Below are 23,841 nucleotides of genomic sequence, written 5' to 3'. Positions count from 1 at the left end.
CAAGCGCCATTGCGAGAAGCGGCGCGACCAAGCAATCCATGGCTCCGTCTCCTGGCGCCGCGCGCGCATTGCTTCGCGCTCGCAGCGACGGCCGGACCGCGGGACATTACCTCGCCATGCTGAGCACCGACGAGCTCGAACGATACGCCCGCCACATCGTGCTGCGCGATGTCGGTGGCCCCGGCCAGGCCGCACTGAAGGAAGCCGCCGTGCTGGTGATCGGTGCCGGCGGCCTCGGTGCGCCCGCGCTGATGTATCTCGCCGCCGCCGGCGTCGGCGTGCTCGGCGTGGTCGATGATGATGTCGTGTCGCTGTCCAACCTGCAGCGCCAGATCATCCATGCCACGCCGGATATCGGCCGGCGCAAGGTCGACACCGCGGCCGAGCGCATTCATGCGCTCAATCCCCATGTCAGGTTTGCTGCGCACGCCACCCGGCTTGATGCCGACAATGCGATGGAACTGATCGGCGGCTACGATCTGGTGCTCGACGGATCCGACAATTTCGCCACCCGCTATCTGGTGTCGGATGCCTGTTTTCTCGCCGGCAAGCCGCTGATCACCGCAGCGCTCGGCCAGTTCGACGGTTCGCTGACCACGATCCGCGCGCATGAGAGAAACGAGGGCGGCGAGTTCAATCCGACCTACCGTTGTTTGTTTCCGGAACCGCCGCCGCCGGGCACGGTGCCGGCCTGCGCCGAGGCCGGCGTGATGGGCGCGCTCGCCGGCGTGCTGGGATCGATGATGGCGCTGGAGGCGATCCGCGAGGTCGTCGGCTTTGGCGAGGGCCTGGTCGGGCGATTGCTGATGGTGGACGCGCGCGCAATGCGGTTCGAGACCCTGCGCTACCGGCGCGATCCGCTCAATCCGCTGAACGGCGATGCACTGGTCATCACCGATCTGAGCGGGCACGTGGCATAGTCGGTAGCTTCAGGCAAATTGCAGGGGGTCAATGCCCTTGACCAGTCTCCCCGCGAGATAGCCCGTGGGCGTGGAACCGAAGAGATAAGCGATCACCAACCCAACCACGCTTGCTATCCAGAAAACCATGGGAGCCTCGACGCTCTAATTTCAGGCAATCATCATCGTCTTTGACCGTAATGGGTCATTCGCAACCGGGTCGAGCCGAATCGCGCATGCCGACGACCGCCAAGCTACTTTGCATGGGGTTGTTTTCGATATTTTAGATGCGAGAGCCGCGTCGGACGACGCCTGTGGCCTCAACCGATAGGTTCATAGAATCGCTTCACGAGTGTTGTGCTTCTTACAGTTCGTGCCCTGGTCTTGTCATTCCGGGGCGCGCCGCATGGCGCGAACCCGGAATCCAGCGGTGATAGCGACAAGACTCCGGGTTACTGCTGCGCAGGCCCCGGAATGGCGTAGGCAACTGTTAGAGACAGTACACTGGCGTCTCTCACGGAGTCCGCACGTGCGACCAGGATTGGCGCTCACAACATGCTCGGCAGCACGCGGTCCGGCGGCTTGTGATTGTCGAGGAAGGCGCGGATGTTGATGATCACCTTCTCGCCCATTTCGACGCGGCCCTCGATGGTGGCCGAGCCCATATGCGGCAACAGCGCCACCTTGCCGGCCTTGGCGAGCCGCACCAGTTTCGGACTGACCGCGGGTTCGTTCTCGAACACGTCGAGGCCCGCTCCGGCGATCTCGCCGCTTTCGATCAGCTTGACCAGCGTGTCTTCGTCGATCACCTCGCCGCGCGCGGTGTTGACGATATAGGCGTCCTTTCGGATCAGCTTCAGCCGTCGCGCCGACAAGAGATGAAACGTCGCCGGCGTGTGCGGACAATTCACCGAGATGATGTCCATCCGCGCCAGCATCTGGTCCAGGCTTTCCCAATAGGTCGCCGCCAGCTCTTCGGCGATGCGCGGCGCGACCGGCCGGCGGTTGTGGTAGTGGATCTGCAGGCCGAAGGCGCGCGCCCGCCGCGCCACCGCCTGGCCGATGCGGCCCATGCCGATGATCCCGAGCCGCTTGCCCCCGATGCGGTGGCCGAGCATCCAGGTCGGCGACCAGCCCGGCCAGTTCTTGCCCTCGGTCAGGATGGAGGCGCCTTCGATCAGCCGCCGCGGCACCGCGAGAATCAGCGCCATGGTCATGTCGGCGGTGTCTTCGGTCAGGACCTTCGGGGTGTTGGTCACGGTGATGCCGCGTGCGTGGGCTGCGAGGACGTCGATATTGTCGACGCCGTTGCCGAAATTGGCGATCAGTCGCAGCTTGCAGTCGGGTTGCTTGAGCAGTTCTTCGGTGATTTCGTCGGTGACCGTGGGCACCAGCACATCGGCCGAGCAGACCGCCTCGGCGATCGCTTCCGGCTCAAGCGGCGTATCGTCGAGATTGAGCCTGGCGTCGAACAGTTCGCGCATGCGGGTCTCGATCGAGTCCGGCAGCTTGCGCGTGACGACAACGAGAGGCTTTTTCTTTTGCGACATGTCCTGCTCTCGTGAGGTCGTTCAGACCTCATTAACCCGGTTGTTCGACACTGCCGGCGCCGCGTGGTCCCGGCATTTCCTTGGCTACCCCTGATCATTGCCCTGGAATGACCGTGGCAATTTCAGGCTGGTTCGGCTTCCTGGTGTTCCGTCCTCTCTAGCAGAAGGCCGGGCCAAGACAAGAACCCCGGAAATGACAAGCCGAGGGGCGATCGGGGCGGGGTACAGGGGTTGCGGCATTGGTTGGTATTTCAACTCGAAGAATTTGAGTTGGGTTCGCGGCGGGAGACGAGTTGATGGCGTTGGGGCGTTTTTGTTCCGTAGTGGTTCTCGCGGGCGCGTGGCTTGGCGCCTCGGTCAACTCCGGATTTTCGGCCAAGGATTCGGCCCTGACCACGAGCGGCCTGCCGGTGCCGCGTTATGTCAGCCTGAAATCCGATCATGTGAACGTCCGGGCCGGTCCGACCAAGGACAACGACGTCGCCTGGGTCTATACCCGCTCGGGCCTGCCGGTTGAGATCACCGCCGAATTCGAGAACTGGCGCCGGGTCCGCGATTCCGAGGGCGCCGAAGGCTGGGTCTATCACTCGCTGCTGTCGGGCCGCCGTACCGCGGTCATCACCATGAAGTCGAAGGACGATCTGGCGCCGCTCTTTGAGAGCGCCGATCCAACCAGCGCAGTCGCCGCCCGCCTGCAGGCCGGTGTCATCGCCCAGGTCAGGCATTGCGGGGCGGGATGGTGTCACGTCAGCGGCGACGGCTTCGATGGTTGGATCGAACAGCAACGCCTGTGGGGCGTCTACGCCGATGAGAAGGTGGATTAGCAGCCCTCCATCCGGAGCACCGCCGAGAAATCTCAGCGCCTCTTGCGCAGCCGGACCACCATGTCGACCCGGGCGATCTCGTAGCCTTCGGGTACTTCAGGCATTTTCTGCAGCACCAGATGCGGATCCGGAATGTCGACCAGTTCGTGGCTGTTTTCGAGATAGAAGTGGTGATGCGCCGTCACATTGGTGTCGAAATAGGTTTTGGTGCCGTCGACACTGACCTGACGCAGCAAACCCGCATCGGTCAGCTGATTGAGCGTGTTGTAGACGGTAGCGAGCGATACCGGAACCTTGGCGAGAGTGGCCTCCTCGTAGAGCATTTCCGCGGTAAGGTGCCGCGCGCCCTTGCCGAACAATAGCCAGCCCAGCGCCATGCGCTGACGGGTCGGACGCAGCCCGGCCGCCTGCAGCATTTCATTGACATCATGCCAAGGACAACCGGTCAAAGCCGGCTGACGCGCCATATGACCGGCGGGACGAACGGCGTCATCCTTCAAAATCGAGGCGTTGTTGCTCGTGTCCACGTCAGGCACCGGATGGCTGTTTCTGTACTATCAACAGGGAATATAAGGAGGCAATCTCACAGATGCAAGTTTTTCGCAACTGGAGCAGGCTCGCGTTTGAGGGAGGACCGGCGGCAGGGTGCGGTGATATCCGCTGTCGAGGCGCTTTGCCGCCCGCGGGGCCTATGTTAGAGAGCGCGCGGGTCCGCCCAGGCGATTCCGCCAAAGGACGAGCCCCGGCAGCCGCAGGGGCATCCTGACCTGCGGTGTCAGCGCCAATCGCGGACAATTGGCGCTTTTTCCGCGGAAAAGCGGGTTGAAACGCTCCATTGGGACTTGAGAAGAGAGGCGGCCACGATGCTGGATCGGCGCGGCGGTTATGAATACGAGGATCTGCTGGCTTGCGCCCGCGGCGAAATGTTTGGCCCCGGAAATGCCCAATTGCCCCTGCCCCCGATGCTGATGTTCGACCGTATCAGCGAAATCTCCGAGACCGGCGGCGAATATGGCAAGGGCGTGATCCGCGCCGAACTCGATGTGAAGCCGGATCTCTGGTTCTTCGGATGCCATTTCAAGGGCGATCCGGTGATGCCGGGGTGCCTGGGTCTCGACGCGCTCTGGCAGATGATCGGCTTTTTTCTGGGCTGGACCGGCGGCGCGGGACGCGGCCGGGCGCTGGGGCTCGGCGAACTCAAGCTGGCCGGGCAGGTCATGCCCAACGTGCGCAAGATTGTGTACAATGTCGACATCAAGCGCGTGATGCGTATGAAGCTCGTGCTAGGCATTGCCGACGGCTGGCTTTCGGCCGATGACGAGATTATCTATCGCGCCAAGGATCTGAAGGTCGGGCTGTTCAAGTAGGATGCTGCGCCGCAGCCGAGAGCGTAGGTCACCGGCTCCGGCCGACGCGACCTCGGTTTGACGACGATGATCACACAAAGACGCAACGGCAGGACGAGGCGATCATGAGGCGGGTTGTCATCACGGGGATGGGTATCGTCTCGTCCATCGGAAACAATACCCAGGAAGTGCTTGCGAGCCTCCATGAGGCGAGGTCCGGCATCACGCGCGCGGAGAAATATGCCGAGCTCGGTTTCCGCTCCCAGGTGCAGGGCGCCCCGACGCTCGATCCGGCCGGTGTCATCGACCGGCGTGCGATGCGCTTTCTCGGCGAAGGCGCGGCCTGGAATCACGTCGCCATGGAGCAGGCGATCCAGAATTCCGGCCTGGAACCCGCCGAGGTCTCCAACATTCGCACCGGCATCATCATGGGCTCCGGCGGACCCTCTGCCCGCACCATCGTCGAAGCCGCCGATATCACCCGCAGCAAGGGGCCAAAGCGGGTCGGACCGTTCGCTGTGCCGAAAGCGATGTCCTCGACGGCGTCGGCGACGCTCGCCACATGGTTCAAGATCAAGGGCGTGAACTATTCGATCTCGTCGGCCTGCGCGACGTCCAACCATTGCATCGGCAACGCCTACGAGACCATCCAGATCGGCAAGCAGGATATTATTTTCGCCGGCGGCTGCGAAGAGCTCGACTGGTCGCTGTCGGTGCTGTTCGATGCGATGGGTGCGATGTCCTCGAAATACAACGATACACCCGCGACCGCCTCCCGCCCCTATGACGTCAGCCGCGACGGTTTTGTCATTGCCGGCGGCGCCGGGGTCGTGGTGCTGGAAGAACTGCAGCATGCCAGGGCCCGCGGCGCGCGCATCTACGGCGAAATCGTCGGCTACGGCGCCACCTCCGACGGCTACGACATGGTGGCGCCTTCCGGCGAGGGCGCGGAACGCTGCATGAGGATGGCGCTTTCGACGGTCAACAGCAAGATCGACTACATCAATCCGCACGCGACTTCGACGCCGGCCGGCGATCCGCCGGAAATCGAGGCGATCCGCCGGGTGTTCGGCAGCGGAGAAAAGTGTCCGCCGATCTCCGCCACCAAGGCGCTGACCGGACATTCGCTCGGCGCCACCGGTGTGCACGAGGCGATCTATTCGCTGTTGATGATGAACAACGGCTTCATTTGCGAAAGCGCCAATATCACCGAGCTCGATCCGGTGTTTTCCGACATACCGATCGTGCGCAAGCGCATCGACAATGTCAAACTCGCAACCGTGCTTTCCAACTCCTTCGGATTCGGCGGCACCAACGCCACGCTGGTGTTCAAACGGATGGATGCGTGAGACTGAGCTCGAACTGATTACCCGAAATCATGGTCATGGGCCGGGCATCAAGGTCTGCCTGGGTGCAGACGACGGAGACTTGTCTGCACTCCCGGCCATCCGCGTCTTGATCCGGGGTGTGGCCTGAAGACGCGGATGCCCGGGACCAGCCCGGGCATGACGCAGGAGAAAGCATCGAAAGCATGCAGGACCTGATGAAGGCCAGGCGCGGGTTGATCATGGGGGTCGCCAATGATCATTCGATTGCCTGGGGTATTGCCAAAGCGGTCGCGGCAGAGGGCGCCGAACTCGCTTTTACCTATCAAGGCGAGGCGCTCGGCAAGCGCGTCAAGCCGCTGGCGGCTTCACTCGGCGTTCCCCTGATATTGCCTTGCGATGTCGAAGACATCGCAAGCGTCGACGCCGTGTTCGAGGCCTTGCGCGCGCGATGGGGGCAGCTCGACTTTCTGGTCCACGCCATCGGATTCTCCGACAAGAACGAGCTGAAAGGCCGCTATGCCGACACCACGCGGGAGAATTTTTCGCGCACGCTGGTGATTTCCTGTTTCTCGTTCACGGAACTGGCGAAGCGCGCCGCCGCCATGATGCCCGAGCGCGGCGGCGCGATGATTACCCTGACCTATGGCGGCTCGACCCGGGTGTTGCCGAATTATAATGTGATGGGCGTTGCCAAGGCGGCGCTGGAAGCTTCCGTGCGCTATCTCGCCGCCGACTTCGGCCCGCGCGGCATTCGCGTCAACGCGATTTCGGCAGGTCCGATCCGCACCCTCGCCGGCGCGGGCATCGCGGAGCAGCGCGAGATGCTGAGGTTTCAGCAGCAGCATTCGCCGCTGCGCCGTACGGTCACCATCGACGAGGTCGGCGGCTCGGCGCTGTATCTGCTCTCGGATCTGTCGGCCGGCGTGACCGGGGAAATCCACTATGTCGATTCCGGCTACAACATCATCTCGATGCCGCGGCCGGAAGATCTGAAGAACGGAGAGTAGCTGAGCCACAGGCGGGTGTGGGACCGGCGCTCCAAGAAAAATTGAAATCCCCGCGAAAGCGCGGATCAAGTACGCCGCGGCCTCCCGATTCAATCACTGGCGCCTCGGAATACCGGGTCACCCGGTCAAGCCGGCGATGACAGTTGGGAGCATGGACACGATTTCATCTCATCCTGCCGCCATGACAGTGGCGCGCTGGAAGGCCGGCCGCGACGCGCAAGCATCGATGTAGCGCTCGAACGAGGGCCGCGACGGCGCCATCTTGAACAGCCGCACCGCGAAATTCAGTCCCGACCCGATCATGATGTCCGCCGCCGAGAAGGTCTCGCCGAGCAGCCACGGCCCTGTCGTCAGGGCGGCGTCGAGCACATCGAACACGCGCTGGGCATCGCCCCAGCCGGCCGCTATCGGATTCATCTCGATCTTGGTGCTAAGCTGCACCATGGCGGGCTCGATGCAGCCGGGCCCGAAAAACAGCCAATAGAGATATTTGGCGCGTTTGGGATCGCCGACCGGCGGCGCGAGTCTGGCCTGCGGATAGCGCTCGGCGACATAGGCGCAGATCGCGGCCGCTTCCGCCAGCGTCGCCTCGCCGTCCCGCAACGCCGGCACCTTGCCCATCGGATTGATCGCGAGATATTCGGGCGTCTTCTGCGCGCCCTTGGAAATATCGGTCAGCACCCGCTCATAAGGCTGGCCGGCTTCTTCCATCAGCCACAGCGCAGAGAACGACCGCGTGCGCGGACACCAGTAGAGTTGCATCATCAGGCGGCTCCCTTGTCGATGTGTTGGGGCTTGGTGCGAAGATTTTGCGACTTTACAAGGGGAAGGCCGCCTGCTGCAACTTCTGGAAGCGAATTCTCCGGATTGAGCCAGCCTCACTCACTGCTTCAAATATTCGGGCAAGATCCTGTCCAGTCTCTCCGAAATCAGAATGCGCGCACTATCGCGCAATTTGATGTCCTTGGCCGCGGCATCGGGCGAGGCGGGAAACTCGGCGTCGCCGCTGCGCAAGATGAGGCTTTCGCGGGCTTGCCGTAGTCAAGCAAAAAGGACGGCCGTTGAGCCGCCCTTTGCCGGAATGGTACGGATTTGCGAAAAACTATTCCCCGGCGGCCTCGCGCGGCAGGGCTTCCGGCTTCTGCTTGGCCTCGAGGTCCTCGCCGGTGGCCTGGTCGACCGCCTTCATCGACAGCCGCGTCTTGCCGCGATCGTCGAAGCCCAGCAGTTTCACTTTCACCTTGTCGCCTTCCTTGACGACGTCGGAGGTTTTTTGCACGCGGCTGGAGGCGAGCTGGCTGATGTGCACCAGGCCGTCCTTGGCGCCGAAGAAGTTCACGAAGGCGCCGAACTCCATCACCTTGACCACGGTACCGTCATAGATCTGGCCGATCTCCGGATCGGAGGCGATCGACTTGATCCACTTGATCGCGGCCTTGATCGATTCGCCGTCGGCGGAAGCGACCTTGACGGTGCCGTCGTCGTCGATATTGACCTTGGCGCCGGTCTTCTCGACGATCTCGCGGATCACCTTGCCGCCGGTGCCGATCACTTCGCGGATCTTGTCGGTCGCGATCTTGAAGGTCTCGATCCGTGGGGCGTATTCGCCGAGTTCGGCGCGCGCAGCCGTCAGCGCCTTCGACATCTCGCCGAGGATGTGGATGCGTCCGTCCTTAGCCTGGCCGAGCGCGACCTTCATGATCTCCTCGGTAATGCCGGCGATCTTGATATCCATCTGCAGCGAGGTGATGCCGTGATCGGTGCCCGCGACCTTGAAGTCCATGTCGCCGAGATGATCCTCGTCGCCGAGAATGTCCGACAGGACCGCAAAGCGCGAGCCTTCCAGGATCAGGCCCATGGCGATGCCCGCCGTCGGCCGTTTCAGGGGAACGCCGGCATCCATCAGCGCCAGCGAGGCGCCGCAGACCGACGCCATCGACGATGATCCGTTCGACTCGGTGATCTCGGAGACCACGCGAACCGTATAGGGGAACTCGTGATGCGGCGGCAGCACCGGGTGGATGGCACGCCAGGCGAGCTTGCCGTGACCGATTTCACGCCGCTTGGTGCCGCCCATGCGGCCGGTCTCGCCGACCGAATAAGGAGGGAAATTGTAGTGCAGCAGGAATGTTTCCTTGTACGTTCCCGACAGCGAATCGATGTACTGCTCGTCCTCGCCGGTGCCGAGCGTGGTCACCACCATGGCCTGGGTTTCGCCGCGGGTGAACAGCGCCGAGCCATGGGCGCGGGGCAGCACGCCGACTTCGGCGATGATGTTGCGGACCGTCTTGGAATCGCGGCCGTCGATGCGCTTGCCGGTATCAAGGATGTTCCAGCGCACGATCTTGGCTTCCAGCTCCTTGAACACCGCGGCGATGCGCAGCTTGTCGTATTTCGGCTCCACACCTTCCGGGAAGTAATGCGCCATCACCTTGTCCTTGGCCTTGCCGACCGCGGCGTAGCGGTCCTGCTTGACCGGGATCGCATAGGCTGCGCGCAGTTCGGTTTCGATCAACCCGAGGATTTCCTTCTCGATCGCGCTTTCGTCCGATATCTTGACCTCGCGCGGCTCCTTGGCGGCCTTCTCGGCCAGTTCGATGATCGCCTTGATCACCGGCTGGAAATGCCGGTGTCCGAACATCACGGCGCCGAGCATGATGTCTTCGTTGAGCTCCTTGGCTTCCGATTCCACCATCAGCACGGCGTCGGCGGTGCCGGCGACCACGAGGTCGAGCTGGCTTTCGACCATTTCGTCGAGCGTCGGGTTGAGCACATATTCGTCATTGACAAAGCCGACGCGCGCGGCGCCGATCGGACCCTTGAAGGGCGCGCCCGACAACGTCAGCGCCGCGGATGACGCCACCAGCGCCAGAATGTCGGGATCGTTCTCCATGTCGTGCGACAGCGTCGTCACGATCACCTGGGTTTCATTGCGCCAGCCCTCGACGAACAAGGGTCGGATCGGGCGGTCGATCAGGCGGGAGACCAGCGTCTCCTTCTCGGTGGGCCGGCCTTCGCGCTTGAAATAGCCGCCGGGAATGCGGCCCGCGGCATAGCTCTTTTCCTGATAGTCGACGGTCAGCGGCAGGAAGTCGACGCCCTCCCTGGGTGTCTTGGCGGCGACGACGGTGGCGAGCACCACGGTCTCGCCATAGGTCGCCATCACGGCACCATCGGCCTGACGGGCGATCTTTCCGGTTTCCAGCTTGAGGGGACGTCCACCCCAGTCGATCTCGACCGAATGAATATTGAACATTTTATTTGGTCTTTCATTGGTTCATGAAAGCACGGACGCCGAAAACGAAAAGACCATGCGCAAGATGGCTGGACGCTGATCGCGAGAATTTCGCGGTCTTAGCGTCCAGCGATCCTGCCATGGTCCTTGTGTTTCGAATGGCGTCCATCCTTCCGATGGCACGGGCACCTTGCCCGTTACACCCAGCCGCCGGATTGCGACTGGATACGCCGCGCGGACTTACAGCGTCCGCGCGCAAAAACGCGCGCGAGATGCGCGCGTAAACCTTACTCAACGGCGAATATTATGCTTTTCGAGCAGCGCCTTGTAACGCGCCTCGTCCTTCTTCTTGATGTAATCGAGAAGCGAACGACGCGTCGATACCAGTTTCAAAAGGCCGCGACGCGAATGGTTGTCCTTCACGTGGGTTTTGAAATGCCCGGTGAGATTGTTGATGCGTTCCGACAGGATCGCGACCTGAACCTCAGGCGAGCCGGTATCGCCGGCCTTGTTGGCACTCTTCTTGATGACTTCCGCTTTGCGTTCCGCGGTAATCGACATCGTCAAACACTTTCATGGCTGCGAGCCGAACTGGCGGTCAGTCCGGTCAGGTTGAACACACGCTTGGGGATGAGTTCGCCATTACCAATCTCGGCGAGGGCCAGAAGCCGGCCTGCCACCGTGACATAGACTGTGCCGCTACAATTGGGCGCATCCCGTCCGCGCAACAAAACGGCTTGGCCCCGGTGGAGCCTTGCCGCATCAGCCCGTGTGACGGCCAGTGCCGGGATGTCGTCCAGCGCGGTCTCAACGGGCAAAAGCGCGTCGGCGAGGCTACCCTCGCCAGACGCGGCTCTATCGCATAAAGCCTCCAACTGTTCCAGCGGAATCATGTCCGCCTCGCCAAACGGTCCGACCAGCGTGCGCCGCAGCGCACAGATATGGCCATAGCAGCCGAGCAGCCGGCCGATATCGCGGGCCAGCGCCCGCACATAGGTTCCCTTGCCGCATTCGGCGTCGAACACCGTATGGCTGCTATCTGGTTGATCGACAATGGCTAAATGATAGATTTCGACGATCCTGGACTTCAGCTCGACGGTCTCGCCGTCGCGCGCCAGATCATAGGCCCGCTCGCCCTGAACCTTAATCGCCGAGTATTGCGGCGGGATCTGCTCGATGGAGCCGGTGAACCCGGGCAGCAGCGCCGAAATCGCCTCGGCCGAGGGCCTGATCTCGCTGGTCATGATGACGCGGCCCTCGGCATCGTCGGTATCCCGTTCCTCTCCCCAGCATACCGTGAACCGATAACGCTTGCGGGCGTCCATCACGAATGGAACGGTCTTGGTGGCTTCCCCCAGAGCGATCGGCAGGCCTCCGGAGGCAAGCGGGTCGAGCGTGCCGGCATGGCCGGCGCGCTTGGCCTGAAACAGCCGTTTCACGATCGCGACCGCTTGTGTCGAGGTCATGCCGATCGGTTTGTCGAGCACGACCCAGCCATGGACGTCGCGCTTGTCGCGCCGCGGCTGGCCGTTGGCGCGAGACGCCTTGGCGCTGCGCCCACGATCCTCCTCGCGCGGCGAAGCCAAGGAAATATTTTTTTGAACGCCGTCCGGATCATCAATCGGCGGCTCGATCGCGCTGTTTGCGGTGGTCACGATCATCAGTCTACTCTTCCGAATCTTGCGAATCCGGTGCGAGGTCTCTTTGCACCGCCGGTGTTCGCAGTAATTTCTCTATTCGTTCCGCTTCATCGAATCGTTCGTCTACCCGGAAGCGGACATCAGGCGCAAATTTCAGGTTAACGCGGCGTGCGATCTCGCCACGCAGGAACTTCTTGTTTCGCTCCAATGCGGCGATCACGATGTCGGTATCGCGGCCGCCGAGCGGCATCACGAAGATGGTCGCGAGCTTGAGGTCCGGCGACATCCGGACTTCGGGAACGGTGATGATATGGCCCTCGAGGTCGGCGTCGTGCACATTGCCATGCGAAAGGATATCCGCAATCGCGTGGCGCACGGTTTCGCCGACCCGCAGCTGGCGCTGCGAGCCGCCGGCGGCGGTGTCCTTGTTATGATGGCGGGGCATTGTCGTCTCGCAAAGTCGTCATGCCCGCGCTAAAGCGCCAACGGATCCGCGCTAACGGGTCGCGCGAACGCGCGCCCGATGACAGGCTCCGCGCGTCTTCGCTCAGATGCCACGGGCACCGACGCCCTTCCTGTTGCATCAAGTCATTCCCGTTGTATCGGCCAGGACGTGGATGGCCGGAACAAGTCCGGCCGTGACGCCGTAAATTTCGGTCAATAAAACCCTGGGCGCTTTGTGAGGCTTGGACTCACAGTGAGCGCTGGATCGTCTCCACACGGTAACACTCGATGACGTCGCCGACACGCATGTCGCCGTAATTTTCGAATGCCATGCCGCATTCCTGGCCGGCCTGCACTTCCTTCACTTCATCCTTGAAGCGCTTCAGCGTCGACAGCTTGCCCTCGTGCACCACGACATTGTCGCGGATCAGGCGGACATTGGCGCCGCGTTCCACGGTGCCGTCGGTGACGCGGCAGCCTGCGACCTTGCCGACCTTGGAAATGTTGAACACCTCCAGGATCAGCGCGTTGCCCAGCATGGTCTCGCGCAGCGTCGGCGCGAGCAGGCCGGACATCGCCTTTTTCACGTCATCGACGAGGTCGTAGATGATGTTGTAGTAGCGGATCTCGATGCCGTTGCGCTTGGCGGCGGCGGCGGCTTCCTTGTGGGCGCGGACGTTGAAGCCGATGATCGCGGCGTTGAAACCTTCCGCCAGCGTGACGTCGGATTCCGAGATGCCGCCGACGCCGGCATGCAGAATGCGCGCGGCGACTTCCTCGGTGCCGAGCTTCTCCAGAGAGCCGAGGATCGCTTCCAGCGAGCCCTGCACGTCGGCCTTGACGATCAGCGGGAAATCCTTGCGGCCCGAGGTCTTGAGCTGCGACATCATCTGCTCGAGCGAGCCGCGCATGCCGGAAATGCTGGCGGCGGCGTTCTCGCGCTTCTGGTGGGCGCGGTAGCTCGTCACCTGGCGGGCGCGGGCTTCGTTGTCGACCACGGCGAGGCGATCGCCGGCTTCCGGCGGCCCGTTGAAGCCGAGCACTTCGACCGGCACCGAGGGGCCGGCCTCCTCGAGCGCATCGCCCTGGTCCGAGATCAGCGCCCGGACCCGGCCCATCTCGGCGCCGGCCACGACGATATCGCCGACGCGCAAGGTTCCGCGCTGCACCAGCACGGTCGCGACCGGACCGCGGCCGCGATCGAGCTTGGCCTCGATCACGGTGCCTTCGGCCGGACGCTGTGCATTGGTCTTGAGGTCGAGCAGCTCGGCCTGCAGCGCGATCATCTCCAACAGCTTGTCGAGATTGGTCCTGTTCTTGGCGGAAACCTCGACATCGACGACGTCGCCGCCGAGCGATTCGACCTGAACCTCGTGCTGCAGCAGTTCGGTGCGGACGCGGTCGGGCCGGGCGTCGGGCTTGTCGATCTTGTTGATGGCGACGATCATCGGGACCTTCGCCGCCTTGGCGTGGTGGATCGCCTCGATGGTCTGCGGCATCACGCCATCGTCGGCTGCGACCACCAGGATCACGATGTCGGTGACCTTGGCGCCGCGCGCCCGCATCGCGGTGAACGCGGCATGACCGGGGGTGTCGATGAAGGTGATCTTCTTGCCGCTTTCCGGCGAGGTCACCTGATAGGCGCCGATGTGCTGGGTGATGCCGCCGGCTTCGCCTGATACCACGTTGGCATGGCGAAGCGCGTCGAGCAGCGAGGTCTTGCCATGGTCGACGTGGCCCATAACGGTGACGACGGGCGAGCGCGGCTCGGTATCGGTGGAGTCGTCGACGATGTCGAACAGACCTTCCTCGACGTCGGCCGCGGCCACGCGCTTGACGGTGTGACCCATTTCCTCGGCGATCAGCTGCGCGGTGTCGGCATCGATCACATCGGTGATCTTGTGCATCGCACCCTGCTTCATCAGGAGCCGGATGACGTCAACCGCGCGCTCGGACATGCGGTTGGCGAGTTCCTGGATATTGATCACTTCCGGAATGACGACCTCGCGAACCAGCTTTTCCTTCGGCTCGTTCGAGGCATGTCCCTTCAGGCGCTGGGTGCGGCGGCGGAACGATGCGATCGAGCGCTCCCGCACGTCGTCGGCATTGAGCGCAGTGACCAGCGTCAGGCGGCCGCGCTGCTTCTGCGGCGCGGGCTTGGCGGTGGTCTTGGGGGCAGCCGCAGGGCGGACAGCGCCGCCGGGGCCGCGACGGACCTGACGCGGCCCTTCATCCTCATCGGAAATGTCGGCGGCGATACCGGGGGCGCGTGCGACCGGCACCACCGGGGCGCGGGCCACGGTTGCGGTCGCGGTTGCGGCCTTGGCTTCGGCTTCGCCAAACCGCTTTTTGGCCTCGAGTTCGGCCTTGCGCTTGGCCTCCTCGTCCTGCCGGTGGCGATCCTCTTCGGCCTTGCGGCGGGCCTCGGCGGCTTCGCGCTCGGCCTGCTCGATGCCTTCCTTGCTGTTGCGGCGCTTGGCTTCCTCTTCCGCCAGCCGCCGCTCCTCGAGGTCGCGGACCTTCGCATCGGCGAGCGCGCTGGCGCGGGCGGAGCGTTCGTCCTCGGTCAATGTCCGCAGTACCACGCCTGAATTGTTGCGCGGCGGGGCAGCTGGCTGCGCCGGCCGGGTGGGCGGCGCCTTGGCCGGCGCCGCCTTGGCGACGACCGGATCGGGGGCATGGGTTTCGGGCGCGCCAGCGTCGCCGCCGACCCGGCGCTTGCCGCGCTTTTCGACCACCACCTGCTTGGAGCGGCCGTGGCTGAATTGCTGTTTCACGGTGCCGGTCTCGACGCGCGGTTTAAGCGTCAAGGTCTTGGCCGGGACACTGAGTTTCTTCTCGCCAGACGAATTCTTGTCAACCATTCAGCAGTCCCAACCTTGTTGCGTCGTGCGCGTTCGCGCAGTCTGTATCGGCGAATTCCTGGCCGCGTTGCCGGCTGTCTTGTCGTCATCCGCCATCCGGTATCGGACCAGGGTATGGCTGCGCGACAGGAACGTTCTGCTCGCCGGACCCGCGAGCAGCGCAGCATGTATCACATTTGACCGGCCCAGTGCCAAATCCAATTGTTCCGAAGTCAGCGCCGTGACCACCGGAATCTGGCTGGATTCCGGGTTAATCCCGGCATTTTGCCTGACGATGGCGTCCAATTTCCGAATTCCGTCGGCGGCGCCGTCCGCGGCATGGATCACCGCCACGGCCAGCCGCCGCGAAACCGCGTCCTCGACTTTGCTGAAGCCGCAGATGACCTGGCCAGCCTTGGCGACCATGGCCAGCGCGTCGATCGCCCCGCGCACCAGCAGCACTTCGGTATCGCCCACCAGCGCTGGAGCCACCCGAACGGCGCGCTTGAAGCCCCGGCTAAAATGGTTACGGCGGACCGCCTCTGCAACGGCCTTTCGCGACGCCGAAATCCATAGGCCGCGGCCGGGAAGCTTGCGCTTCAGATCCGGGATCACCTCGCCGGAAGGGGCGACCACGAACCGGATCAGCTCGTCGATCGGCCGAACCTGCCGCGTGACCGCGCACATCCGCATCGTCGCGGACCTGTCGGTCCGCGGTCCGTTGTCGAGATCGGGGTCGGCAAAAGCAAGCATGCGGGTGACGTCTCTCCTAACATCGGCGCGTCTTCGGTGCGCGAGACCGCAGTCCACGCCTGGTTCTGGCCCGGGCACGCGCATTGCGGAACACGCGCGTTATACCGGTTGATCTACCGATGCCTCGGCCAGTTCGGGCTTTTTGGCGAGATCGGCCGCCGTGATCCAGCCGGCGATGACGCGCGCCTGCATGATCATGTTCTCGGCCTCGTCGCGCGAGACTTCGTTGGCGTCGAGAATACCGGGATGCTTGGTCGGCTCGCCGCCTTCCTTGCGCTCGGTCCAGCCGACCAGATCGTCGGTGGCGCAACCGGCGAGATCCTCGACGGTCTTGATTTCGTTCTCGCCGAACTTCACCAGCATCTTCGAGGTTACGCCGGGCACCGTCTTCAAAGCGTCTTCCACACCGAGCTCCTTACGTTTGTTTTCGAGCTCGCCTTCGAGCTGTTCCAGATATTCGCGGGCCCGGCTCTGCAATTCGTTGGCGGTTTCATCGTCGAAGCCTTCGATGCCGGCCAGTTCCTTGGCGTCGACCATCGCAAGTTCCTCCACCGAGGTGAAGCCCTCCGAGGCCAGCAATTGGCCCACCACTTCGTCGACGTTCAGCGCTTCCATGAAAACCCGCGTGGAATTCTCGAAATCGGCCTGGCGCCGCTCGGATTCTTCCTGTTCGGTGAGAATGTCGATGTCCCAGCCGGTCAGTTGCGAGGCGAGACGAACGTTCTGTCCACGCCGCCCGATCGCCAGCGACAGCTGGTTGTTGGTGTCGGGGACCACGACCTCGATCCGCTCGCGATCCTCGTCGATCACGACCTTGGCGACTTCGGCCGGCGCCAGCGCATTGACGACAAAGGTCGCGATGTCGGGCGACCACGGAATGATGTCGATCTTTTCGCCCTGCAACTCATTGACCACCGCCTGCACCCGCGAGCCGCGCATGCCGACGCAGGCGCCGACCGGGTCGACCGATGAATCCCGCGAGATGACCCCGATTTTCGCGCGCGACCCGGGATCGCGGGCCACCGCCTTGATCTCGACGATACCGTCATAGATTTCCGGAACTTCCTGCGCGAACAGCTTGGCCATGAATTGCGGATGGGTGCGGGAAAGAAAAATCTGCGGGCCCCTGGTCTCGCGCCGGACGTCGAAGATATAGGCGCGAACGCGGTCGCCGTTGCGGAACACCTCGCGCGGCAGCATCTCGTCGCGACGGATAATGGCTTCGCCGCGGCCCAGATCAACGATCACGCTGCCATATTCGACGCGTTTGACGATGCCGTTGACGATATCGCCGATGCGGTCCTTGAATTCCTGGTACTGGCGGTCGCGCTCGGCCTCGCGCACCTTCTGCACGATCACCTGCTTGGCCGATTGCGCGGCGATGCGGCCGTATTCGAGCGGCGGCAGGGTGTCGGCGATGGTGTCGCCGATCTGCGCCCCGGGGTTGGCCCGCCTGGCGTCTTCGAGTGAAATCTGGTTCGACGGATTCTCGACCTGTTCGACCACCAGCATGTGACGCGACAGCCGCAGCTCGCCCTTCTTGGCATCGATTTCGGCGTGAACGTCGGTCTCGCTGCCATAGCGTGCCCGTGCCGCCTTGGCGATGGCGTCTTCCATCGCGGCGATGACGATGCCGCGATCGATCGATTTTTCGCGCGCGACCGCGTCTGCGATCTGCAGCAGTTCGAGTTTGTTGGCGCTGACAGCTGCCATGTCTTCAGTCTCCTTCGGTGGGATCGATCTCGCCCCGCCGCCGTCGTTCCGCGGCGAGGCGGTGTTGCTTGGTGTTTTGCGGAGCGTTGCGGCGGGCGCTCTCCGCTTTCAGATTCAAAGGCTCCAATGTCGGCTTCGACTTCGGCTTGTGGCTTTTCGAAGGGTCGCCGTTCCGTGCATGCGGCGGCGGCGGCGGCTGAAGTCCGAGCTTGCGAAGCAACTCGCGCTCCGCGGCCTTGCCGCGCCGCATCGATTCCGCGATCAACTCGTCGGTCAGAACCAGCCTTGCCTCGGCGATGTCCTCCATCGCCAGCATCACATCGGCATCTTCGCCCGCTTTTGTATCATCGCGATGCAACCGCACGGAACCGCCCTCGACCTCGCCAAGCGTGCCGCGGAACCGCTTGCGGCCCTGATGGGCGACCGCCATCTCGATTTTCACCAGGTGGCCACCATAACGTTCGAAATCGGAGCGGCGCACCAGCGGCCGGTCGATCCCGGGCGAGGAGATCTCCAGCCGGTAGGCCCGGTCGATCGGATCGGCGACATCAAGTACCGGCGACAGCGCCCGCGAGATCGCCTCGCAATCGTCGATCTGCATCGAGCCGTCGGGCCGTTCCGCCATGATCTGGACCGTACAGCCGGATTCTCCGGATATTCTGATCCGCACCAGCCGGTAACCCATGGCCTGCAACACCGGACCTGCCACGGCGGACACCCGTGCCGCCATGCCCGGCTCGACAACCAGGCGTGGCTCGGCAAGCAGATCGGTGTCCATGGAACCAGCAGTTGGATCGGTCATATCCAGGGTCAAAGGCGGTCTAATCTTGGTTGTGTGACGTGCTTTGGGTTGAAGGCGGTCCGGCCGGTCCGGCTATGCGGCCTGTTGCGGGCCCGGCGTTATCCTCGGCGGGCTCGTTCAGGTAACAAAAAAGAGCGGGTCCGGAGGGGCCCACTCTCAATACGCGACCGTATGAGAACCATAAGTTGCTCGCTATATAACGGTTTTTGCGCGAACCGGCAAGGCCCGCCAGGCTGCAGAGTACAATTTTGCGTGCCTCAGGCGCAGTTTTCGAACCTAACCCTTCCTTCACAAAGCTGGCCTAAATTGCCGGAAAACCCGCCTATCCCGCGCGGGTTCGAGCCAGGTTTGATGACAGTCGCACGCTCGCTGATCCCCGGACTTGACGAGATCATCAGCCATGGCGATCCCGAACGCCGTGCCGAGGCCGCGCGCCGGATCGCCGCACTGTTCCTGCAGGGGGCCGCGACTTTCCGGTCCGAGCATGTCGATCTGTTCGACGGCATTCTGAGCGGTCTCGTTCCATACACCGAAATTGCCGCGCGCGCCGAGCTCGCCGAGCGGCTGTCTGTCATCGCCAACGCGCCGCGCGCGCTGGTCGGGCAACTCGCGCGCGAGGACGAGATATCGATTGCCGGGCCGCTGCTGCGCCGATCGCCCGTCGTCGACGAGCAGGCGCTGGTAGAAATCGCGCGCGCCAAGGGCCAGGGTCATCTGCTGGCGATGTCGGAGCGACCAAGACTTTCTTGCGACCTCACCGACGTCATTCTACGCCGCGGCGACCGCGACGTGGTCCGGCGCGCCGCCGGCAATACGGGAGCGCTGTTTTCGGAGCCCGGATACGCGACCCTGATCAGGCGCGCCGGCCATGATGCCGTTCTGACCTTGGCGGTGGGACAGCGCGATGATCTTTCGGCGTCCCAGTTGAAGGAGCTGCTGTCTGGAACGATCGACGTTATCCGCCGCCGCCTGTTGGAGGTGGCCAAGCCCGGCAGGCAGAGTGCGATCAAGCAGGCGATGAACGATATCTCTGCCCTGTCGGAGCGGGTCGAGAGCCGTCGCGACTTTGCGCCGGCGCAGCGCACCATTCTGGCGTTGCACCATGCCGGCGACCTGAACGAAAGCGCGCTGCTTGGCTTTGCCAAGGCACACCGATACGAGGAATCGGTGGCGGCGCTTGCAGCCATGTCGGGGCTGAAAATTGCGACCCTCGACCGCCTGATGTCGGGCGACCGCCATGATCCGATCATGATCGTCGGCAAAAGGGTCGGCCTGGATTGGGCCAGCATCCGCGCCCTGATCCTGCTTCGGTTAGGCCCAAACCGGGTGCCAGCTCCAGCGGACATGGAGAGCGCGAGGGTGAATTTTTCCCGCCTGATGCCGTCGACCGCGGAGCGGATGGTGGGCTTCTGGCGCACCCGCGAATCGGCCTGATGCTTTGCTGAAGCGTTCTTCAGCCTGACCCCAGCTTGCGGAATCGCAGATATGTTGCACGGCGGCCCTCGCGCTCGGCTTTGCGTCCATAGCGCGTCATCGTGTAATCGGCCCACGGCAGGCGCCAGTCGTCCGCCCGCTGCGCGATCCAGAGAAAATCGGGCGCGCGCGCCAGATGCGCAAGCGTCCAGGCGCAGTAGTCGTCGATATCGCTGACGCAGCGAAACTCGCCATCCGGTTTCAAGACCCGCGCCATGGCGGCCACGGTTGCGTCCTGCACGAAGCGTCGCTTCCAGTGCCGCCGCTTCGGCCACGGATCGGGATGGATCAGCTCGATGCAATGAAGCGATTGCGGTGGCGCCCATGCCAGCAATTCCGCGGCATCGCCCGCGAACAGCCGGATATTGCCGATGCCCTGGGCTTCGATCTGGCTCAGGATCTTGGCCATGCCATTGACATAGGGCTCGCAGCCGATGAATCCGGTATCCGGAAAGGCGCGCGCTTCCGCAACCAGATGCTCGCCGCCGCCGAACCCGATTTCAAGCCGGATATCGCCGGCCGGCGGCTCGAACAGCGCAGCGAGATCGGCTGGGCTGGCGGCGGCGACGTCGAGCGCAAGGCGCGGCAGCAAATGCTCGATCAGGTTGGCCTGGTGGAGACGAAGCTTGTGGCCCTTGCGCCGCCCGAAGAACGAGCCATGCGCGGCAATGACGACGCCATCGCCAGCCGGCGCGTTGCGCTTGGCCGGATCGCGGCGCGCGATGCTCATCGCAACGTCTGAAACAGCCGATGCAAAAGCCGCGCCCTCGGCTCGATCGATGAGATGTACAATTGCTCGTAATGGGTATGCGCGCCCTTGCCGTCGACGCCGAGGCCATCCAGCGTCGCGGTATGGGGCGCGGTGAAATTGCCGTCCGAGCCCCCGCCGGTGATGGTGTCGACCAGATCGAAGCCGATTTCGGCGGCGAGCGTCCTGGCATGTTCGTAAAGCGCGGCGCCGGCATTGCTCTTCTGGTATGGCGGGCGGTTCAATTCGCCGACTACCTTGACGGTCACGCCGCTGGTCCGCGATTTCAGGTTGAGAATTTTCGGCACCAGCTCGTCGGCGTCCGCGATCGAGGGAACGCGCATATCGACTTCGGCATGGGCCTCCTCCGCAATCACGTTCGGCCTGGTCCCGCCCCGGACCACGCCGACATTGACGGTCACGCCGCGTCTCGGATCGTTCATGGCCTCCAGCGTATCGATGACATGGGCCAGCTCGCGGATCGCACTGCGGCCGTCCTCGGGCCGCGAACCGGCATGGGCCGGGACACCTTTGATCGATATCTCGAAGCGCGCGACGCCCTTGCGGCCGGTGACGATCTTGCCGCCGTCGCGGGCGGGCTCGGTCACCAGCACAAATTTTGCCCGGCGTCCCTCGGCCTCGATCCGCGCCCGGGAGGTCGGACTGCCGATCTCTTCGTCCGAGACGTAGAGCTGGGTAATTCCCAGAGGCGAACGCACCGTACTCGCGCAAATCTGCCGGAACGCGTGGTAAGCGAGATAGGCGCCGCCCTTCATGTCGTAGATGCCGGGGCCGAACGCGCTGTCGCCCTCGATTCTAAACGGCAGACGCCCGATGAAGCCCAGCGGGTGAACCGTATCGAGGTGGCTCAGGACAAGGATGCCCGGCTCATGCCGGCCCCATGTCGAACGTGCCAGGATGTGATCGCCGCAGCCGGAGTGTCCTGCGACGCGCTCGATGCTGACGGGCAAATCGCGATAGCCGTCCGCGACCATGCCCGCCAGCCGATTGACCTGATCAGGCGCCTCCGTGGGGGTCTCGATCTCGACCCAGCGGCGGATGCCATCGAGGATCGCTTCGGGCTCGAACGCATTGCAAGAGGTGGCTGGCATCGGCATGTCATTGTCGGGGGAAAAGACAAATATCGTCATTCAGGGGCGCCCACCAGCAAGAAGCGTGCAAGTTCCCGGGCTTTCCCTTCCGGAATTTCCGGTCCGCTTGCGGAACCGCGATCGGTCGGGCGGGCACGGGAACCGCCGCCTCGCGCTCCAACGCGGGGCCAAGCGCGCTCGCCAACGACGAGCGGATTTCAGCGCTGGCCAGGTTCCTCGCGCGCGGCGATCTGTTCGACCAAGTCGACGATGCTGCGCCGGAGTTTGGCATCCGCGATGCGGGTGAACGCGCGGGTCAGCGCCAGACCCTCGGAGGTCGCCAGAAAATCCGAAACATAGGCCGGCGAGGTGCCTTCGGTGAAGTTATCGGCGCTGGCATTGCCGCTGGGGCCGCCCTCGAACAAAAACGAAACCGGGACCTGGAGTATTTCGGAGATCTGCTGGATGCGGCTCGCCCCCACCCGGTTGGTGCCTTTTTCGTATTTCTGGACCTGCTGGAAGGTGAGGCCGAGTGCCTCGCCAAGCTTCTCCTGGCTCATGCCCAGCATGATGCGGCGCATGCGCACTCGACTGCCGACATATTTGTCAACAGGGTTGGGCGCTTTGGTCGACATCTGGGACACTCCTTGGGATACGCCTTGGCGATGAGGCAAACCAAACGGAGTATGCCTCAGGCGCCAATATCGTCAAATCTTGCTTGGGGATCGATCGGGGAAGATTGAGCGACGAACGGACATGGTCTTGCTGACTACCGTGACAGAATGCAAACGGCACCATCGATCTGTCAACTGGTGCATTTCCGAATGTTGTTCCTACAGCGTGAAAACAGCAATCAGCAATAGGTAGACATCAGGAAGCTCGCTTCGCAAGGCGCCGCCAAACGACAAAAATGAAAGCGGCGATGAAAATGATCGCGGCGGGCATGTCGCCGCTGCGCGCGTAGATGGTCGGCGCGATCGACGACGGCAGGCCGGAATCCAGCACGCCTTCGACGCCGAGACCGAGGCGTGCGACGAACCGTCCGAAGGGATCGATGACGGCGGAAATGCCGGTGTTTGCTGCACGAACCAGCGGCAGCCCTTGCTCGATCGCGCGCAGGCGCGCCTGCTGCAGATGCTGGTAGGGGCCGGTTGAGATTCCGAACCAGCCGTCATTGGTCAGGTTGACGATCCAGCCCGGGCGATCGCCGCCCACCGCAACATAACCGGGAAAGATTGCTTCGTAGCAGATCAAAGGTAGTGCGCGCGGCGCATGTGGGATGTCCATCGCTCGGCGCCGCACGCCCGGAATAAAACCGCCCTGAACCTTGGTGAGCTGGACGAAGCCAACTTTTTCCATCCAATCCTGGAACGGCAGATACTCGCCGAACGGCACCAGATGCAGCTTGTCGTAGACCGACAGCACGCTGCCGTCGTGGTCGATGACGTAGATGGAATTGTAGGCGCGCGTGATCTTGGCGCCGGGCGGCAGATCGGGCGCGCGTACCGAGCCGGTGATCAGGACGGTTCCCTCGGGCAACAAATCGGCAATTTGGGCCATCGCGTCGGCTTCGCGGGTCAGGAAGAACGGGAACGCCGATTCCGGCCAGATCAGGATATTGACGTCGCGCACGCCGCTGGATTGCGGTCCGGAAGCGCGGTCGGACAGCGTCAGATATTTTTTCATCACCTCCGCCTTGGCGGAATAGTTGAACTTGACGTCCTGCTGCAGGTTGGGCTGCATGATCCGCAGTTTGACGTTCGCGACCCATGATGTGGGCCGCAAAGCGAGGCGGACGGCGCCGAATATTCCCATCGCGAGCAGCAGCAGCAGCGCCGTCACCGGTGCCATCCACGGCTTGCGGCCGCGCGAACTGCCATCGACCAGCACCGCCGGGCTCGCGAAGATCGCCACGCTGAGAAAGGTCAGGCCCCACAGGCCGATCAGCGAGGCGGTCTGCGCCAGCGCCAGCGGTTCGCTCAGCGCGTAGCCGAGCGTATTCCACGGAAATCCCGTCAGCACGTGACCACGCAACCATTCGCTCAGCGTGAGGCCCAAGGCGAGCGCGATCACCCGAAAGGCATCCCGGCTCCAGAGCAGCCGCGCCAGGGCGAAGCCGAGCGCGGTGAACAGCGCCAGATAGGC

21 protein-coding genes and 1 pseudogene are annotated in these 23,841 nt (G+C 63.4%); 6 read left to right on the top strand and 16 right to left on the bottom strand.

The annotated features are described in order from the left end of the window. Window positions 1-116 precede the first annotated feature (116 nt). Window positions 117-920, top strand: a complete 804-nt coding sequence (locus ABSG20_RS01375) for a HesA/MoeB/ThiF family protein (protein ID WP_423862680.1) — start codon at window positions 117-119, stop codon at window positions 918-920. Window positions 921-947: 27 nt separating this feature from the next. Here ABSG20_RS01375 and ABSG20_RS01370 read toward each other — a convergent pair. Next, window positions 948-1,049, bottom strand: a pseudogene (locus ABSG20_RS01370) (glycerol-3-phosphate 1-O-acyltransferase PlsY); the annotation flags it as partial. Window positions 1,050-1,447: 398 nt separating this feature from the next. Beyond that, window positions 1,448-2,449: a 2-hydroxyacid dehydrogenase gene (locus ABSG20_RS01365; protein WP_423862679.1), complete on the bottom strand. Its 1,002-nt coding sequence runs from the start codon at window positions 2,447-2,449 to the stop codon at window positions 1,448-1,450. Window positions 2,450-2,745: 296 nt separating this feature from the next. Between ABSG20_RS01365 and ABSG20_RS01360 the strand changes: the two genes are divergently transcribed. Then, a complete protein-coding gene (locus ABSG20_RS01360) occupies window positions 2,746-3,273 on the top strand; it encodes an SH3 domain-containing protein (RefSeq protein WP_423862678.1) in 528 nt (175 codons plus the stop codon). A 32-nt stretch (window positions 3,274-3,305) separates the two neighbouring features. Here the strand turns inward: ABSG20_RS01360 and irrA are convergent, their stop codons facing one another. After that, window positions 3,306-3,740 carry an iron response transcriptional regulator IrrA gene (gene irrA / locus ABSG20_RS01355; protein ID WP_423862693.1) on the bottom strand — a complete coding sequence of 145 codons (435 nt, stop codon included), beginning with the start codon at window positions 3,738-3,740 and terminating at the stop codon, window positions 3,306-3,308. 396 nt (window positions 3,741-4,136) lie between these two features. On the opposite strand from irrA, the gene fabA reads away from it, so the two are divergent. The 3 genes from fabA (at window position 4,137) to fabI (ending at window position 6,954) form a co-directional block, all read left to right on the top strand. Continuing rightward, window positions 4,137-4,640: a 3-hydroxyacyl-[acyl-carrier-protein] dehydratase FabA gene (gene fabA / locus ABSG20_RS01350; protein WP_423862677.1), complete on the top strand. Its 504-nt coding sequence runs from the start codon at window positions 4,137-4,139 to the stop codon at window positions 4,638-4,640. 104 nt (window positions 4,641-4,744) lie between these two features. Beyond that, a complete protein-coding gene (gene fabB / locus ABSG20_RS01345) occupies window positions 4,745-5,968 on the top strand; it encodes a beta-ketoacyl-ACP synthase I (protein WP_423862676.1) in 1,224 nt (407 codons plus the stop codon). 182 nt (window positions 5,969-6,150) lie between these two features. Further along, on the top strand, window positions 6,151-6,954 hold the full coding sequence (fabI, locus tag ABSG20_RS01340; protein WP_423862675.1) for an enoyl-ACP reductase FabI: 804 nt from the start codon (window positions 6,151-6,153) through the stop codon (window positions 6,952-6,954). A gap of 168 nt (window positions 6,955-7,122) precedes the next feature. Here the strand turns inward: fabI and ABSG20_RS01335 are convergent, their stop codons facing one another. From ABSG20_RS01335 to rimP, 9 genes are all read right to left on the bottom strand, one after another. Then, the gene (locus ABSG20_RS01335) at window positions 7,123-7,719 is read right to left on the bottom strand and encodes a glutathione S-transferase family protein (RefSeq protein WP_423862674.1); all 597 of its coding nucleotides are present in this window, start codon (window positions 7,717-7,719) and stop codon (window positions 7,123-7,125) included. A 337-nt stretch (window positions 7,720-8,056) separates the two neighbouring features. Further along, window positions 8,057-10,210, bottom strand: a complete 2,154-nt coding sequence (gene pnp, locus ABSG20_RS01330) for a polyribonucleotide nucleotidyltransferase (RefSeq protein ID WP_423862673.1) — start codon at window positions 10,208-10,210, stop codon at window positions 8,057-8,059. Window positions 10,211-10,480: 270 nt separating this feature from the next. Then, complete coding sequence (rpsO, locus tag ABSG20_RS01325; RefSeq protein ID WP_423862672.1) at window positions 10,481-10,750, bottom strand: 30S ribosomal protein S15; 270 nt, start codon at window positions 10,748-10,750, stop codon at window positions 10,481-10,483. Window positions 10,751-10,752: 2 nt separating this feature from the next. Continuing rightward, window positions 10,753-11,850: a tRNA pseudouridine(55) synthase TruB gene (gene truB / locus ABSG20_RS01320; protein WP_423862671.1), complete on the bottom strand. Its 1,098-nt coding sequence runs from the start codon at window positions 11,848-11,850 to the stop codon at window positions 10,753-10,755. Window positions 11,851-11,854: 4 nt separating this feature from the next. Next, the gene (gene rbfA / locus ABSG20_RS01315) at window positions 11,855-12,274 is read right to left on the bottom strand and encodes a 30S ribosome-binding factor RbfA (RefSeq protein ID WP_423862670.1); all 420 of its coding nucleotides are present in this window, start codon (window positions 12,272-12,274) and stop codon (window positions 11,855-11,857) included. 247 nt (window positions 12,275-12,521) lie between these two features. Further along, window positions 12,522-15,137, bottom strand: a complete 2,616-nt coding sequence (gene infB, locus ABSG20_RS01310) for a translation initiation factor IF-2 (RefSeq protein WP_423862669.1) — start codon at window positions 15,135-15,137, stop codon at window positions 12,522-12,524. Next, window positions 15,138-15,869, bottom strand: coding sequence for an RNA-binding protein (locus ABSG20_RS01305; protein WP_423862668.1), 732 nt, complete (start codon window positions 15,867-15,869; stop codon window positions 15,138-15,140). Between the two features lie 99 nt (window positions 15,870-15,968). After that, window positions 15,969-17,582: a transcription termination factor NusA gene (gene nusA / locus ABSG20_RS01300; RefSeq protein ID WP_423862667.1), complete on the bottom strand. Its 1,614-nt coding sequence runs from the start codon at window positions 17,580-17,582 to the stop codon at window positions 15,969-15,971. 4 nt (window positions 17,583-17,586) lie between these two features. Beyond that, entirely contained in the window at window positions 17,587-18,384 is a 798-nt protein-coding gene (rimP, locus tag ABSG20_RS01295; RefSeq protein ID WP_423862666.1) for a ribosome maturation factor RimP, read from the bottom strand. 351 nt (window positions 18,385-18,735) lie between these two features. Between rimP and ABSG20_RS01290 the strand changes: the two genes are divergently transcribed. Next, on the top strand, window positions 18,736-19,818 hold the full coding sequence (locus ABSG20_RS01290) for a DUF2336 domain-containing protein (RefSeq protein WP_423862665.1): 1,083 nt from the start codon (window positions 18,736-18,738) through the stop codon (window positions 19,816-19,818). 19 nt (window positions 19,819-19,837) lie between these two features. Here ABSG20_RS01290 and trmB read toward each other — a convergent pair whose 3' ends face one another. The 4 genes from trmB to lnt all read right to left on the bottom strand — a co-directional run. Further along, the gene (gene trmB / locus ABSG20_RS01285) at window positions 19,838-20,587 is read right to left on the bottom strand and encodes a tRNA (guanosine(46)-N7)-methyltransferase TrmB (RefSeq protein WP_423862664.1); all 750 of its coding nucleotides are present in this window, start codon (window positions 20,585-20,587) and stop codon (window positions 19,838-19,840) included. Next, on the bottom strand, window positions 20,584-21,717 hold the full coding sequence (locus ABSG20_RS01280) for a M20 family metallopeptidase (RefSeq protein WP_423862692.1): 1,134 nt from the start codon (window positions 21,715-21,717) through the stop codon (window positions 20,584-20,586). Before ABSG20_RS01280 ends, trmB begins: the two co-directional genes overlap by 4 nt. Before the next feature lie 197 nt (window positions 21,718-21,914). Next, window positions 21,915-22,331, bottom strand: a complete 417-nt coding sequence (locus tag ABSG20_RS01275; protein WP_423862663.1) for a helix-turn-helix domain-containing protein — start codon at window positions 22,329-22,331, stop codon at window positions 21,915-21,917. A gap of 235 nt (window positions 22,332-22,566) precedes the next feature. Then, window positions 22,567-23,841: apolipoprotein N-acyltransferase (gene lnt, locus ABSG20_RS01270; protein WP_423862662.1), on the bottom strand; the 1,275-nt coding region annotated here is incomplete at its 5' end.

Source organism: Bradyrhizobium sp. (assembly GCF_049512235.1).
Taxonomy (GTDB): Bacteria; Pseudomonadota; Alphaproteobacteria; order Rhizobiales; family Xanthobacteraceae; genus Bradyrhizobium.
The sequence above is the reverse complement of the archived record's forward strand: the minus strand, read 5'-3'. Positions and strand labels throughout refer to the sequence as shown.